Genomic DNA, 12461 nt, shown 5'->3' with positions numbered 1-12461 from the left:
GTCCGTCCCTTAGGATAAAAATGAAACCGTTTTATTTATCTGATAATTTACAGAGCTTTCTGTCACTGCTCACAAATCATTGCATAAGGAGGAAATTACATGTTCAAAAATGCCTTTGGAACTTTGCAAAAAGTCGGTAAAGCTTTAATGCTTCCTGTTGCCCTTTTACCAGCAGCGGGGATTCTGCTTGCCTTTGGTACGAGCTTTGCCCAGGATAGTTTTGTAGAAAAGGTTCCTTTTTTTGGAACCCATTGGGTACAACTGCTGCTTCAAATCATGTCTGAGGCTGGAGGAATAGTTTTTGACAACCTGCCATTACTGTTTGCCGTAGGGGTTGCTATTGGTTTAGCCGGGGGAGACGGTGTAGCCGGCCTGGCAGCAATTATCGGTTACTTAATTATGAATGTCGTTATGGGGGTTCTTGGCGGAATTGATGCTAACATGACTTCCGATCCTGCTTTTGCAAATGTACTTGGAATTCCTACTCTGCAAACAGGAGTATTCGGGGAATTATTGTTGGGATCCTCGCATCTTCCATGTATAAGCGTTTCTTTAATATTCAACTGCCGCAATTTCTTGGGTTCTTTGCGGGAAAACGTTTCGTTCCGATTATTACAGCTTTTGCTTCATTATTTTTAGGAATTATTATGCACCTGTTCTGGCCATATGCCCAGGATGGTTTAAACGCACTATCGCACTTGATGCTGGATACAAACCGCACAGTGGCAGCTTTTGTGTTCGGTGTGATTGAACGTGCTCTGATTCCGTTTGGGCTTCATCATATTTTCTACAGTCCGTTTTGGTTTGAGTTTGGTAATTATACAAACGCAGCTGGGGAAGCAGTCCGTGGAGACCAGGCGATCTTCTTTGCACAATTAAAAGATGGCGTCGATTTCACAGCAGGAACGTTTATGACAGGAAAATTCCCATTCATGATGTTTGGGCTGCCTGCCGCTGCTCTGGCTATTTACCATACAGCAAAACCAGAGCGGAAAGCAGTAGTGGGAGGGATTATGGCTTCCGCAGCACTAACTTCTTTCCTGACTGGGATTACTGAACCAATTGAGTTCTCGTTCTTATTTGTTGCCCCTGTGTTATTCGGAATTCACACTATTTTTGCAGGTCTATCCTTTATGGTGATGCAGATTCTTGGCGTGAAAATAGGCATGACCTTCTCTGGTGGTTTGATTGACTTTATTTTATTCGGTGTTATGCCAAACCGTACCGAATGGTGGTGGGTCATCCTTGTAGGCTTGTGCTTCTCTGTCATTTATTACTTTGGATTCAGGTGGGCAATTCTTAAGTTTAACCTGGCTACTCCAGGACGTGAGGATGAGGCTCAGGACAGCGAAGATCAAGGAGAAGTCGGTGATCTTCCGTTTGAAATTTTAGAAGCTATGGGTGGACAGTCGAATATTTCCCATTTGGATGCCTGCATCACCCGTCTTCGTGTGTCTGTTAACGACAAAGGCGAAGTCAATAAAAACCGTTTGAAAAAGCTTGGCGCTTCCGGCGTTATGGAAGTCGGTAACAATATTCAAGCCATTTTCGGCCCTGTGTCGGATACACTACGCGGGCAGATGCAGGATATCATTGATGGAAAAACACCTCGTGCCAACGAAGATACAGCAGAAATGGTGAACGATGTGAAAAAGGCAGAAACACCTATTACAGTCGGGGATTTGTCCTTTGTGAGTCCGATTAAAGGAAAAGTCATTCCGATTACTGAGGTGCCGGATCAAGTGTTTTCTGGTAAGATGATGGGAGACGGCTTTGCAATTGTACCGGAAGATGGTAAAATTATTTCGCCGGTTAATGGTAAAGTTCTTAATGTATTCCCAACTAAACACGCGATCGGTCTCGAAGCAGAGAACGGTATGGAAATTCTCGTTCACATCGGCATTGACACTGTAAGTTTAAAAGGGGAAGGCTTTACTTCCTTGATCTCTGAAGGGGATGAAGTAAAACAAGGACAAGCACTAATGGAAGTTGATCTCGACTATATCGAGAAGCATGCAGCTTCTACAGTCACTCCTATCGTGTTTACCAACCTCCATGAAGGTCAATCTGTTCAGGTGAAAGCCTCTGGTGAAGTGAATTTTAACGATCCAGATATAATTGAGATAGCAAATTAATAGAAATATGAAGGAGAGAAAGAACATGGCAGAACAAACGATGAAAATAACTTCAGCAGACGGTGTCCACGCACGCCCAGCAACCGCTCTTGTCCAAGTGGCAGGCCGGTTTCAATCAGAAATCAACCTTGAGTATAATGGCAAATCAGTCAACATGAAGTCCATTATGGGGGTTATGTCCCTGGGTATTCCTAATGGGGCAGAAATTAAATTCACAGCGGAAGGCTCTGATGAGCAGGAAGCGATTGAAGCTGTTGTTGCGAAGACAAAAGAAGAAGGCTTGGGAGAGTAAATCCAAGCTAAGCCGGTCCTTATGGGGCCGGTTTTTTTCATAAAAAAAGACTCTCCTTCAATGAGTCCTTGAAAGAGAATCCCTTTTAAATGGTACGTTATCGATCGATATAAATCGCTTCACGGCGGTCGTCTTCCTGAAAAATCTGCTTAGCAACTACGTCTGGGGTTTTCATTCCGGAAGGATCTTTTACGTGGTCACTTTCATCCCAAAAAGGTGTGTTCATGCCGCCCATATATACGGCGGTCGCAGATAATGGTTCGTTTTCCCATTCTTTGTGCAGGCTCTCGGTAAACCCGCGGACGGCAAATTTACTTGCACAGTACACACTTTCATTTGTTTTTCCGCGCAGTCCTGCTGTGGAAATAATATTTAGCACTCTGCCCTCTGCAAGCTTAAGCTTAGGAAGAGCCATTTGCGTCATCAGAACCGTTCCTAATACATTTGTGTGAAGCATTTGGTCCATTTGTTCTTTGCGGTAGGAAGCAAGGTCGCCGAAAATACCGATTCCTGCATTGTTTATGAGGATATCGATGGACTCCAGCTGCTTTAAGCACTCTTCCACGGAAGCTGGCTCTGAGACATCGCAAATTAAGACTTCCGCTTTGCTTCCGCTTTCCCGTAATTCCTTTTGAACTAAGAGTAGTTTTCGTTCGGTGCGTCCAGCTAAATAGACCGTGTGACCGGCTTTCGCGTACTGTTCCGCTAAGGCTTGCCCGAGTCCTGATCCCGCTCCTGTAATTAGCACATTACCCATTATCTCAACTCCTTACTTTTTCTATTGTGAAGAATCCTTGATAGAATGTAAAATAGAACGAAATGATTAGGAGGATCATCATGGAACGAAGATACAGCCAGTACACCACAGAGGAATTAAGATCTGAAATTGCTGAACTGACCGAAAAAGCTCAGAAAGCAGAACAACTGGGGATGGTCAATGAGTTTGCCGTGCATGAGAGAAAGATTATCATGGCAAAATCTTATATGCTCGACCCAACCGATTTTAAAGCAGGAGAAATTTATGGAATTGATGGAGATCCCGAGCACAAATTTTATATTGAATACATGAATGGCATTTTTGCCTGGGGCTACCGGTTTAATCCGAAAGAAGAGGAGCGGAAGAGCGGGGAAGAGGAAGCCCTCCCTATTGCTTTACTGGAGTAAAGGCAGAGGGGATGTTTGGTTTCGCTGAATTCATTTTTCCTTAAAATTTAGTGGATCGCTGAATTCATTCTATTTGACTGATTAATTGTGATATCGCTGAATAAATCTCGTTATCGCTGAAAAAAACCTGATATCGCTGAATAAATCTCGTTATCGCTGAAAAAAACCTGATTCCGCTGAATTAATCTCAATATCGCCCGAATCAATCTTGTTTCACCCAAAATAATCAATATCACCGAATCATCCCAATTTCCGCTAAATTCAATAACGAAGAAAAAGAGCGCCTCTTTAGAAGAGACGCTCTTTCGTTTAGGACCGTTTTTTAACTTGCACTTTGGTGATCTGGTCAGATTGGGTTAATTCTGTTTCTCCATTCACCAAATTACTCAAGTGTTTAGGTCCGCGATGAGGTTTCTGGGAAGTTTCTGCGATTGGTCTTGATTTGTTATGACCCACGCTTATTCCTCCCCAGCTGGTTAATATCGCGCTCTCTGGAATGGGCGGCCCGCTCCTGAGGGCGATTATTAATAGTCCCGTTTGGACGTAAAGCTAAATGTTCGCTTTGATCGTCAGGGGAATGGGACATTTTAACATTAGGAAAGTTCTTTGCTTTATTTCGCATTGGATACCCTCCTTAACGTGTCTCATGAGGAGACATTTATAGTGTGTGCTGATCCATCCTTTCTATGTGGTACAATGGAGGTGTAATCATTGGAAGAACGAGGTGATCTTTGATATGGAGGAAATTTTTGCACGCCTGGCGGAAAGGCTGTATAAAAAGAATTCTCATTTGGATATTGACCAGGCCAGAAGCTGGATCGAACTGCTGTGGGAGGATTTTGAGTCCACACGCGCCAAGGCAGGACATGAGTATCAAGGAAAGCAGGTCACCGAGCAGATTGTTACGCAATGGATTGATTTTTACGGACCGAAGCTTCATGAATATATAGCGACAAATCCAAAGTACAAAAAGCTTTTTGAAGACCAAGGACGCACTCATTAGAAAAGCCGCCTGCTAAAAGCAGCCGGCTTTTTGTTATCCTTTCGAATTTGCCATCGGTCCGAGTTTGCTTTGCAGTTTTTCTTCTGTAAATACCCATCCTGTATAAGAATTCAGGATTTTCATGTCGTCCCCATGCTCATCATCGATTTGCGCAAGAGCAACGAACGGGTAGCGCCCTTTCGAACGATAACGTAAATCAATAAAACGAACTTCCGTGTATTCATCAAAGTAGCTCAATTCATAACGGTAGACAGGAGAAAAGGACAAAAAGGCTTTAATGTTATGATCTGTCAACGCTTTTTGGATGACAGGATCTTCGTAATCAATGTGTTTGTTCACAAATTCATCCAGAATGGTAATGTGTCCATTCTCTGCACGGCCGACGTAGTAATTCGTTGGCGTGGTTATAGCTATTCTCCACACGTTCTGCTGCAGCGTCGGTGACGTTGCGATTTGTTCTACCGGATCAAAATGCTCATGGATAAGTCGGACAAGTTCACGTTTATCAAAATATCGTTTAACATAGTACAAGGCAATAACAAAATAGATGACGAGCCACAATAAACCTGGATCGGCACCTAAGTTCCAGGCGACGATACCGGCTAAATGCATCGTGAAAATATAAGGGTCAAATGTATTGATGAAGCCGTATGCGACCCACCTGTTAGTGAAAGGCCGGTAAGCCTGTGTCCCATAGGCATTAAATATATCCACAAAAACATGAATAATGACAGCCAGAAAGCTCCATAACCACAAGTGAAGAAAATTTACTTCCGGCACAAACAAATAAATAAGCGCTGGAATTCCCAATCCCCAAAGGATGACAGCAGGTATTGAGTGTGTGATTCCCCGGTGATGCCGAATGTAGATGGCATTGTTTTTCAGCTTCAGGACTGTGTCGATATCGGGAGCTTGTGAACCGACCATCGTTCCCACTAATACGGCGTTAAATAACGCTGGATCCGCTTGGATGGCTGGGTCAAGTGTTGCAAGTCCTCCGAGCGCCACTCCCATTACGACGTGTGTACCTGTATCCATTACCGCTTCCTCCTTTGGCTTGACCGTACAAATGTAGTTTATCACGAAGGATGATGAAAGATGAAGAATGAGCAGAGAGTTCAGCATATTGTTGAAGATTTTGACGAAAATAAGTTTAGAGATTCTTTGATCAACTGGTTTAAGACGGAGCAGAGAACGTTGCCATGGAGAGATAACCAAGATCCCTACAGAGTCTGGATATCAGAAATTATGCTCCAACAAACTCGAGTTGATACTGTAATTCCGTATTTTAATAATTTTTTAACAAAATTCCCTACTCCTGAAGCGTTGGCAGAAGCAGACGAACAGGAAGTGTTAAAAGCCTGGGAAGGTTTAGGGTACTATTCCCGTGCGCGAAATTTGCAAAACGCTGTGTGTGAAGTCGTTGAGGCGTATGGAGGGATTGTACCTAGTGATCCTGATGAATTAGGAAAGCTTAAAGGGGTCGGCCCCTATACTAAAGGAGCAATCCTCAGTATTGCGTATGATCTTCCGGAGCCAGCGGTTGATGGGAATGTGATGAGAGTACTGTCGAGAATTCTTAAAGTGGAGGATGACATTGCAAAACAAAGCACGAGGAAACTTTTTGAAGCTATGGTTTACAGGCTCATTTCCAAAAGTGATCCCTCTTCCTTCAACCAGGGTATGATGGAGCTTGGGGCGTTAATTTGTACCCCTAAAAGCCCATCGTGTCTTTTGTGTCCGGTACAGGAGCAATGCAGAGCCTTCTCAGAAGGTATTGAAACTGAGCTCCCTGTCAAGTCTTCGAAAAAGAAACAGAAAAAGCTTCCCTTCGTTACACTATTCGTTCAAAATGAAAGCGGTGAAGTATTAGTGGAAAAAAGGCCCGACCAAGGTCTTCTCGCTTCCATGTGGCAGTATCCAATGGTTCCGCTCACTGATGTGGACGAGGCAGATGTACGAACTTGGTTTTACGGAGAATACGGGCTTACCCTTGAAATAGGGGAATCCATTGATAAAGTAAAACACGTTTTTTCACACTTGATTTGGGAAATGCAAGTCGTTCCTGCTGTTGTAACTGGTGGAGAGCTTGATCGGGAAAGGGCAGAATTTGTCGACTCTAAAAAAATTTTCGAGCTGCCGTTTCCAGTCTCTCATCAAAAAATCCATAAACATATTAATCCGTAACGGAATGAGTGCCGCTGTCCCAATGGGCTTCCTTCATCTGAAGCCCGCCGCGGCGCTTAATTTCATTGTTAATTTCTCGTAATAAAGTCGTCCCTTCTTCGTTTAAAAAGGGAGCTGCCTGAGAGAGGGCATAGTGAAAATAGCCTAGCTCCTTGTCCTGCCATTTCTCCTTCGACTCCATCGTTAATTCGGACATATCCCGCCCAGCATACATGAAAATCCCTCCTTTACCTCTTTACTTTGTGTAACAACCAGTGAAATATACGTTCATCTCATTGAAGAGGTAAATAAACCTATAAAACTACCATATACAGGATGTAACGAAACTGTAATGTAACTGTAACGAAACCTTTTCAGCCCTGTTATGACAATAGTTTTAAGAGATTTGTAGACTTTTGTTTAAGTTTGGGACTATTTACAATAAAAACGAATTTATGAATAATAGGAAGCAGAGTAAATTTCGTAGGTGGATTTGGGAGAGTAAAATAATTTTCATAGTACATATAAAGAGAGGGATTTTATAATATGAATAAGAAAAAAATGGCAACTGCTGTATGTGGGACGATTGTTGGAGCTTCACTTTGGGGAGGAACTGTATTCGCGGATGAATCTCATAAGGTAGAGCCTGGCGATACACTTTGGGGCCTGAGCCATAAATTTGACGGTTCTGTATCCCAACTGAAATCCTGGAATGGTCTTAACAGCAATATTATTTACGTAGGTCAAAATTTAGTTGTAAGTAAAGATTCTTCAAATCATAAGTCTTCAAACAGCCATTCAACTTCAGGCAGTACATATACAATTAAATCTGGTGATACACTTTCTGCGATCGCTAGTAAATACGATGTATCTGTTAGAAATTTGATGGATTGGAATAACTTGAATTCTTCCCTTATTATTACTGGAGATAAACTGACAATTAACGGTAAATCAGTTCAATCTTCTTCTAAGAAGGAAAGCAGTCATTCTTCAAATTCTTCCCATTCTTCAAATGCAAGCGGAAGTGAGTATGTCGTTCAATCCGGTGATACACTTTGGGGCATCTCTAATAAATACGGCGTGAGCGTATCCAGCATTAAAAGTTGGAACAACCTATCAAGTAACACGATTTACGTTGGGCAGCGCCTGAGCGTAAAAGGTGAAGCTACACAAAGTACTAGCAACTCTGGAAGCAGCCATTCAAGCGGTTCTAATCATAGTAGTTCCTCAAATTCTGGAGTTTCAAACTCCGGATTGATCCAAGAAGCTAAAAAACTAATGGGAACTCCATATGTTTGGGGTGGAACTTCTCCGTCCGGGTTTGACTGCAGTGGTTTCATTAACTATGTATTCCAAAAAGAAGGCGTGAACCTTCCAAGAACAACAGCGGCTATTTATGCAGACAATCGTTTGTCTTCAGTCGGCCGCAACAGCCTTCAAGTTGGAGACCTTGTTTTCTTTGAAACGTACAAGCCTGGTGCTTCCCACGCTGGTATCTACGTTGGAGGTAACCAATTCATTCACGCTGGTTCTTCCCGCGGAGTAGAAATCAGTTCACTTTCCAATCCTTATTGGAGTCCTAGATATATCGGAGCGAAACGCTTCTAAATTAAATAAAAGCTTTCAAAGGCGCTTCTTCATGAAGCGTCTTTTTATTTTGCGCTTTCCACCAAGTGATTATGCTGTGCAAGAAAAAATTAAAGGTTTTTTGAATGAAATTTTAAATACCTGTACAAAATAATTTTTGCGGAGGTGATAATCATGGCTAAGCAACCAAAACAAAACAAAACAGCTGCTGGTACAAACGCTAAGGAAGTTAAGCAACAAAACCAACAAGCTGCTCAAAAGCAAAACCAACAACAGTATGGTACTGAAGCTGCATCTCAAACTGATGCACAACAAGTGCGTGAGCAAAACCAAAAATCTCAGGCTAAGAAAAAATAACGTCTGGATTATTTGGTAAGGCTTGTCAGGCTGTTTAATTAGCCTGTATCAATCCCCCGAATTTCTAAGAAGTCGTCCAACTTTGGGCGGCTTCTTTTCATATATATAGACGAGATCACCAGTCTAAATGTTTTCATTCCAGAAAAATTGTCGTTATAATAGACAGAAGATAAAGCTACGGAATAAAGCAAGGGAGGGGAGATCATGCCCGGCCCAGAGTCTGGAAAAAGAATTGAAATACAAAGTTATAAACATAATGGAAAAATTCACCGCATATGGGATAGTACTACTGTATTAAAAGGTACTAGAAATGTAATTATCGGGGCCAATGATCGCACAACCGTCACGGAAAGTGATGGGAGGAGATGGATAACCAGGGAGCCTGCCATCTGTTATTTTCATTCAAGGCAGTGGTTCAATGTTATAGGTATGCTGAGAAATGACGGGGTTTATTATTATTGTAATATCAGTTCGCCGTTTATATATGAAGAGGAAGCGATTAAATACATCGATTATGACCTCGACGTGAAAGTTTTCCCAGATATGACCTTTAAGCTGCTTGATGAGGATGAATATGCTCAGCATAAACAGGAAATGAATTACCCGCATGTCCTGGATCGAATTCTTTACAATAATATTGACACCCTGGTCAGATGGATAAGGCAGCGTAAAGGACCGTTTTCTCCTGAATTTATAGACCAGTGGTATGAGCGTTACTTAACTTATCGTTAATTGGGAATGCGCACTTCTGAGAAGTGCGCATTGATTGTGGGTTGAAGAAAGTAGGTGAGTCAATTGGATAGTATCCGCAGATATTTAAGCTTTGTAAAACCATATAAGGGTAAAATCTTGATTACAGTGCTCATTGGAATCATTAAGTTTTCTATTCCTTTATTAATGCCTTTAATCATTAAATATGTCATCGATGATATCATTAATCAGGATGCGCTTGCCCAGTCGGAAAAACTGGACCATCTTCTGCTTTTAATGGGCGGCGCGTTTTTAGTATTTATGATTCTTCGTCCCCTGTTGAATACATCCGACAGTATATGGCCCAATGGATCGGCAGTCACATTTTATATGACGTGAGAGATAAATTGTTTGACCACATTCAACGCTTGAGTTTGAAATTTTATTCAAAAATGAAAACGGGGGAAATCATTTCCCGCGTGATTCATGATGTGGAACAGACAAAGACATTTGTAATTACAGGATTAATGAACATTTGGCTCGATATGATAACCATTGTCATCGCGGTCATCATTATGTTGACGATGGATCCGTGGCTGACCCTCGTCTCAGTGATTCTTTTTCCTTTTTACGGATTTGCCGTGAAGTACTTTTATGCCCGGCTGAGAAAGTTAACGCGTGACCGTTCTCAGGCGCTTGCCCAAGTCCAAGGGCATCTCCATGAACGAGTGCAGGGTGTCCCTGTTATTCGAAGCTTCGCACTTGAAGATTATGAGCAGGAACAATTCGATAAGCAGAACACAAACTTTTTAAGGAAGGCGATTACTCATACGAATTGGAATGCTTACACCTATTCGGTAACGAACACGATTACGGATTTAGCGCCTTTGCTCGTTGTCACTTTTGCCGGGTACCAGGTGATTACAGGGAATCTTACTGTAGGGACCATGGTCGCTTTTGTCGGCTATATGGACAGGGTTTATAATCCTTTACGCCGGTTGGTGAACTCAGCCACCGTACTCACTCAGTCGATTGCGTCCATGGACCGGGTATTTGAATTTCTTGATGAAGATTATGATATTCAGGATAAACCAAATGCAGAGCCTCTGGATAAAGTGGATGGAAACGTCACGTTTGAGCACGTTTCCTTTAGATATGATGAGGAAGAGCCGCTCGTATTAAACGACGTGAGCCTTGAGGTTGAGCAAGGGGAAACGATCGCTTTCGTAGGCATGAGCGGAGGAGGTAAATCTACATTGATCAGCCTCATTCCCAGGTTCTATGATGTAACTGACGGCCGAATTCTTATCGATGGGCAGGACATTCGTGAAGTGCAAGCCCGTACGCTGCGGGATAAAATCGGTATGGTGCTGCAGGACAACATCTTGTTCAGTGAATCCATTGCCATGAATATTAAAATGGGCAATCCTGATGCGACTGATGAAGAAATGTTTGAAGCAGCCAAAGCCGCAAATGCCCATGATTTCATTATGAATCTGCCTCACGGGTATGAAACTCTAGTGGGGGAGAGGGGAGTAAAACTTTCTGGAGGTCAGAAACAACGAGTAGCTATCGCGCGTGTATTTCTTAAAAATCCACCGCTGCTCGTGTTAGATGAAGCAACGTCTGCACTGGATTTGGAGAGTGAAAGCCTCATACAAGGAGCATTGGAAAGACTTGCTTCAGACAGAACGACTTTCATCGTCGCTCACCGCCTGGCGACCATTACTCATGCCGACCGTATTGTCCTAATCGAAAACGGAGAGATTGTAGAAGCCGGTCCTCATGAAGAACTGATGAGCCGGCAGGGAAATTACTACAATCTTTATCAGGTTCAGCAGCTTGATGATGATAAGAAAGAATATTTAGGGACGTAACAAATCCTTAACGAGAAAATATAAAGTAAAAAGGAGCCTTATTCAAGGCTCCTTTTTTTAAGTCTTAATATAATCTTCTTTATGGTGAGTCTGGTAACTTTTTAATAACCGTTTCAGCTTTTCTAATTGATAATAGTATTCCATCAGCTGGGAAGCTAAAGGAAGAAAGACAAGCTTGTCAGGGTTGTTGGTTTCTTCATACACGTGCATCAGCCGGTCGACAAGCAGCGGAATATCGGGTTCTTCAATTTGTCTTAATGACTGCTTATGCGTCTGTTTTATCCTTCCTTTTAAGCTGAGTACTAATTTTTCGTGAGCATTGATAAGCTTATCCAGTTCGCCTACCAGCGCATCCTGGAACTCGTCCGGAATCTGCTCGATCTTATGCTCTAAGCGGTAGAATGCTTTGACGACATCGAAGGATTTCTTTGTCGTCGTAATCAGCTGCCTGAACAAGACGAGCTTCCTGCCTTTTGAAAAGCGGCTGCCTTTGAAATAAGTGCGCTCTTCTTCATACAGGAGATAGGTATGATCAATCCAGCGGAGGTCATCCTGAATTCTGGTAATTTCATACTTCAAAGCAGGCTGATCAGACAGCTGCCGGGTCGTTACTCTAAGCCATTGCAATATATCTGTAGTGGACACGTCAATTTTTCTAAACAAACGGGTTTCATATTTTGGCGGTACAAACACAAGATTGACGACGAAAGCAGCCAGAATCCCGAGGAGCATCGAGGAGAATCTAGCTGAAGCAAAATGAATAAAGGTTAAGTCTGTTGTATCCATTAAAGCTATGACCGCAACGACTGCCAGCGAAATCGTGTTTTCATTCATTTTTAAATTCGTCGTAATGCCGATAACTACAATAATCGCAAACGCAGCAATAAATGGATCATTACCAAGTGTAAATACCGCAACGACAGCAATTAAAGCGCCGATGGTATTCCCTTGAATCTGTTCAATGATCGATTGGTACGAGCGATAGATTGACGGCTGGATAGAAAAAACAGCCGCGATGGCCGCGAGTAATGGAGAAACAAAAGGGAGTAAGTCTGAGATATACAACGCTACAGCAACAGCTAACCCTGTTTTCATCATGCGGGCGCCGAGTTTCATAGGCAACATCATCCTTCAAAAATAGCATTAACGCCAATTATTATATAACAAGTTCCTTGAGAAAGGGATACATT

The 12461-nt window shown here is 42.5% G+C and carries 14 protein-coding genes and 2 pseudogenes; 10 read left to right on the top strand and 6 right to left on the bottom strand.

From position 1 onward, the window contains the following. Window positions 1-99: 99 nt before the first annotated feature. From ptsG to MUN89_RS17510, 3 genes and pseudogenes are all read left to right on the top strand, one after another. Window positions 100-1541 (top strand): annotated as a pseudogene (gene ptsG, locus MUN89_RS17515) (glucose-specific PTS transporter subunit IIBC); the annotation flags it as partial. Beyond that, window positions 1518-2135 carry a PTS sugar transporter subunit IIA gene (locus MUN89_RS22125; RefSeq protein ID WP_396266120.1) on the top strand — a complete coding sequence of 206 codons (618 nt, stop codon included), beginning with the start codon at window positions 1518-1520 and terminating at the stop codon, window positions 2133-2135. The pseudogene ptsG and the gene MUN89_RS22125, both read left to right, overlap by 24 nt. Window positions 2136-2160: 25 nt before the next feature. Continuing rightward, on the top strand, window positions 2161-2427 hold the full coding sequence (locus MUN89_RS17510; protein ID WP_244709024.1) for a phosphocarrier protein HPr: 267 nt from the start codon (window positions 2161-2163) through the stop codon (window positions 2425-2427). 97 nt (window positions 2428-2524) lie between these two features. On the opposite strand, the gene MUN89_RS17505 is transcribed toward MUN89_RS17510, so the two are convergent. Next, on the bottom strand, window positions 2525-3184 hold the full coding sequence (locus MUN89_RS17505) for an SDR family NAD(P)-dependent oxidoreductase (RefSeq protein ID WP_244709023.1): 660 nt from the start codon (window positions 3182-3184) through the stop codon (window positions 2525-2527). 80 nt (window positions 3185-3264) lie between these two features. Here MUN89_RS17505 and MUN89_RS17500 point away from each other — a divergent pair, with 80 nt between their 5' ends. Beyond that, window positions 3265-3591, top strand: coding sequence for a YfhH family protein (locus MUN89_RS17500; RefSeq protein ID WP_244709022.1), 327 nt, complete (start codon window positions 3265-3267; stop codon window positions 3589-3591). A 309-nt stretch (window positions 3592-3900) separates the two neighbouring features. Here MUN89_RS17500 and MUN89_RS22120 read toward each other — a convergent pair whose 3' ends face one another. Beyond that, the gene (locus tag MUN89_RS22120) at window positions 3901-4047 is read right to left on the bottom strand and encodes a YpzG family protein (RefSeq protein ID WP_396266047.1); all 147 of its coding nucleotides are present in this window, start codon (window positions 4045-4047) and stop codon (window positions 3901-3903) included. Next, window positions 4037-4213 (bottom strand): small, acid-soluble spore protein K, encoded by a 177-nt coding sequence (gene sspK / locus MUN89_RS17495; RefSeq protein WP_244709021.1) that lies wholly within the window; start codon window positions 4211-4213, stop codon window positions 4037-4039. Before sspK ends, MUN89_RS22120 begins: the two co-directional genes overlap by 11 nt. Before the next feature lie 114 nt (window positions 4214-4327). Here sspK and MUN89_RS17490 point away from each other — a divergent pair, with 114 nt between their 5' ends. Beyond that, window positions 4328-4594, top strand: coding sequence for a YfhJ family protein (locus tag MUN89_RS17490; RefSeq protein ID WP_244709020.1), 267 nt, complete (start codon window positions 4328-4330; stop codon window positions 4592-4594). Between the two features lie 33 nt (window positions 4595-4627). Here MUN89_RS17490 and MUN89_RS17485 read toward each other — a convergent pair whose 3' ends face one another. Further along, window positions 4628-5632 carry a metal-dependent hydrolase gene (locus MUN89_RS17485; protein ID WP_244709019.1) on the bottom strand — a complete coding sequence of 335 codons (1005 nt, stop codon included), beginning with the start codon at window positions 5630-5632 and terminating at the stop codon, window positions 4628-4630. A 60-nt stretch (window positions 5633-5692) separates the two neighbouring features. Here MUN89_RS17485 and mutY point away from each other — a divergent pair, with 60 nt between their 5' ends. Further along, on the top strand, window positions 5693-6781 hold the full coding sequence (mutY, locus tag MUN89_RS17480) for an A/G-specific adenine glycosylase (protein WP_244709018.1): 1089 nt from the start codon (window positions 5693-5695) through the stop codon (window positions 6779-6781). Here the strand turns inward: mutY and MUN89_RS17475 are convergent. Further along, entirely contained in the window at window positions 6771-6995 is a 225-nt protein-coding gene (locus MUN89_RS17475; RefSeq protein ID WP_244709017.1) for a cytosolic protein, read from the bottom strand. The two genes, mutY and MUN89_RS17475, sit on opposite strands and share 11 nt — an antisense overlap. 311 nt (window positions 6996-7306) lie before the next feature. On the opposite strand from MUN89_RS17475, the gene MUN89_RS17470 reads away from it, so the two are divergent. The 4 genes and pseudogenes from MUN89_RS17470 (at window position 7307) to MUN89_RS17455 (ending at window position 11271) form a co-directional block, all read left to right on the top strand. Then, window positions 7307-8368, top strand: a complete 1062-nt coding sequence (locus MUN89_RS17470; protein WP_244709016.1) for a C40 family peptidase — start codon at window positions 7307-7309, stop codon at window positions 8366-8368. 153 nt (window positions 8369-8521) lie between these two features. Continuing rightward, window positions 8522-8704, top strand: coding sequence for a gamma-type small acid-soluble spore protein (locus tag MUN89_RS17465; protein ID WP_244709015.1), 183 nt, complete (start codon window positions 8522-8524; stop codon window positions 8702-8704). Window positions 8705-8908: 204 nt separating this feature from the next. After that, a complete protein-coding gene (gene ntdP / locus MUN89_RS17460) occupies window positions 8909-9436 on the top strand; it encodes a nucleoside tri-diphosphate phosphatase (RefSeq protein WP_244709014.1) in 528 nt (175 codons plus the stop codon). Between the two features lie 63 nt (window positions 9437-9499). Next, window positions 9500-11271, top strand: a pseudogene (locus MUN89_RS17455) (ABC transporter ATP-binding protein). 57 nt (window positions 11272-11328) lie between these two features. On the opposite strand, the gene MUN89_RS17450 reads toward MUN89_RS17455, so the two are convergent. Then, window positions 11329-12387, bottom strand: a complete 1059-nt coding sequence (locus MUN89_RS17450) for an FUSC family protein (RefSeq protein WP_244709013.1) — start codon at window positions 12385-12387, stop codon at window positions 11329-11331. Window positions 12388-12461: the final 74 nt, after the last annotated feature.

This window comes from Halobacillus salinarum (assembly GCF_022919095.1).
Lineage (GTDB): Bacteria > Bacillota > Bacilli > Bacillales > Halobacillaceae > Halobacillus_B > Halobacillus_B salinarum.
Note: the sequence above shows the minus strand (reverse complement) of the source record. Positions and strands in the feature narration are given on the sequence as shown.

Excerpts from the sequence above, each read along its gene's own strand:
- MUN89_RS22125 (WP_396266120.1), top strand. The coding sequence starts at position 1,518 with ATGGAAGTCGGTAACAATATTCAAGCCATTTTCGGCCCTGTGTCGGAT.
- MUN89_RS17510 (WP_244709024.1), top strand. The coding sequence starts at position 2,161 with ATGGCAGAACAAACGATGAAAATAACTTCAGCAGACGGTGTCCACGCA.
- MUN89_RS17505 (WP_244709023.1), bottom strand. The coding sequence starts at position 3,184 with ATGGGTAATGTGCTAATTACAGGAGCGGGATCAGGACTCGGGCAAGCC.
- MUN89_RS17500 (WP_244709022.1), top strand. The coding sequence starts at position 3,265 with ATGGAACGAAGATACAGCCAGTACACCACAGAGGAATTAAGATCTGAA.
- sspK (WP_244709021.1), bottom strand. The coding sequence starts at position 4,213 with ATGCGAAATAAAGCAAAGAACTTTCCTAATGTTAAAATGTCCCATTCC.
- MUN89_RS17490 (WP_244709020.1), top strand. The coding sequence starts at position 4,328 with ATGGAGGAAATTTTTGCACGCCTGGCGGAAAGGCTGTATAAAAAGAAT.
- MUN89_RS17485 (WP_244709019.1), bottom strand. The coding sequence starts at position 5,632 with ATGGATACAGGTACACACGTCGTAATGGGAGTGGCGCTCGGAGGACTT.
- mutY (WP_244709018.1), top strand. The coding sequence starts at position 5,693 with ATGAAGAATGAGCAGAGAGTTCAGCATATTGTTGAAGATTTTGACGAA.
- MUN89_RS17475 (WP_244709017.1), bottom strand. The coding sequence starts at position 6,995 with ATGTATGCTGGGCGGGATATGTCCGAATTAACGATGGAGTCGAAGGAG.
- MUN89_RS17470 (WP_244709016.1), top strand. The coding sequence starts at position 7,307 with ATGAATAAGAAAAAAATGGCAACTGCTGTATGTGGGACGATTGTTGGA.
- MUN89_RS17465 (WP_244709015.1), top strand. The coding sequence starts at position 8,522 with ATGGCTAAGCAACCAAAACAAAACAAAACAGCTGCTGGTACAAACGCT.
- ntdP (WP_244709014.1), top strand. The coding sequence starts at position 8,909 with ATGCCCGGCCCAGAGTCTGGAAAAAGAATTGAAATACAAAGTTATAAA.
- MUN89_RS17450 (WP_244709013.1), bottom strand. The coding sequence starts at position 12,387 with ATGAAACTCGGCGCCCGCATGATGAAAACAGGGTTAGCTGTTGCTGTA.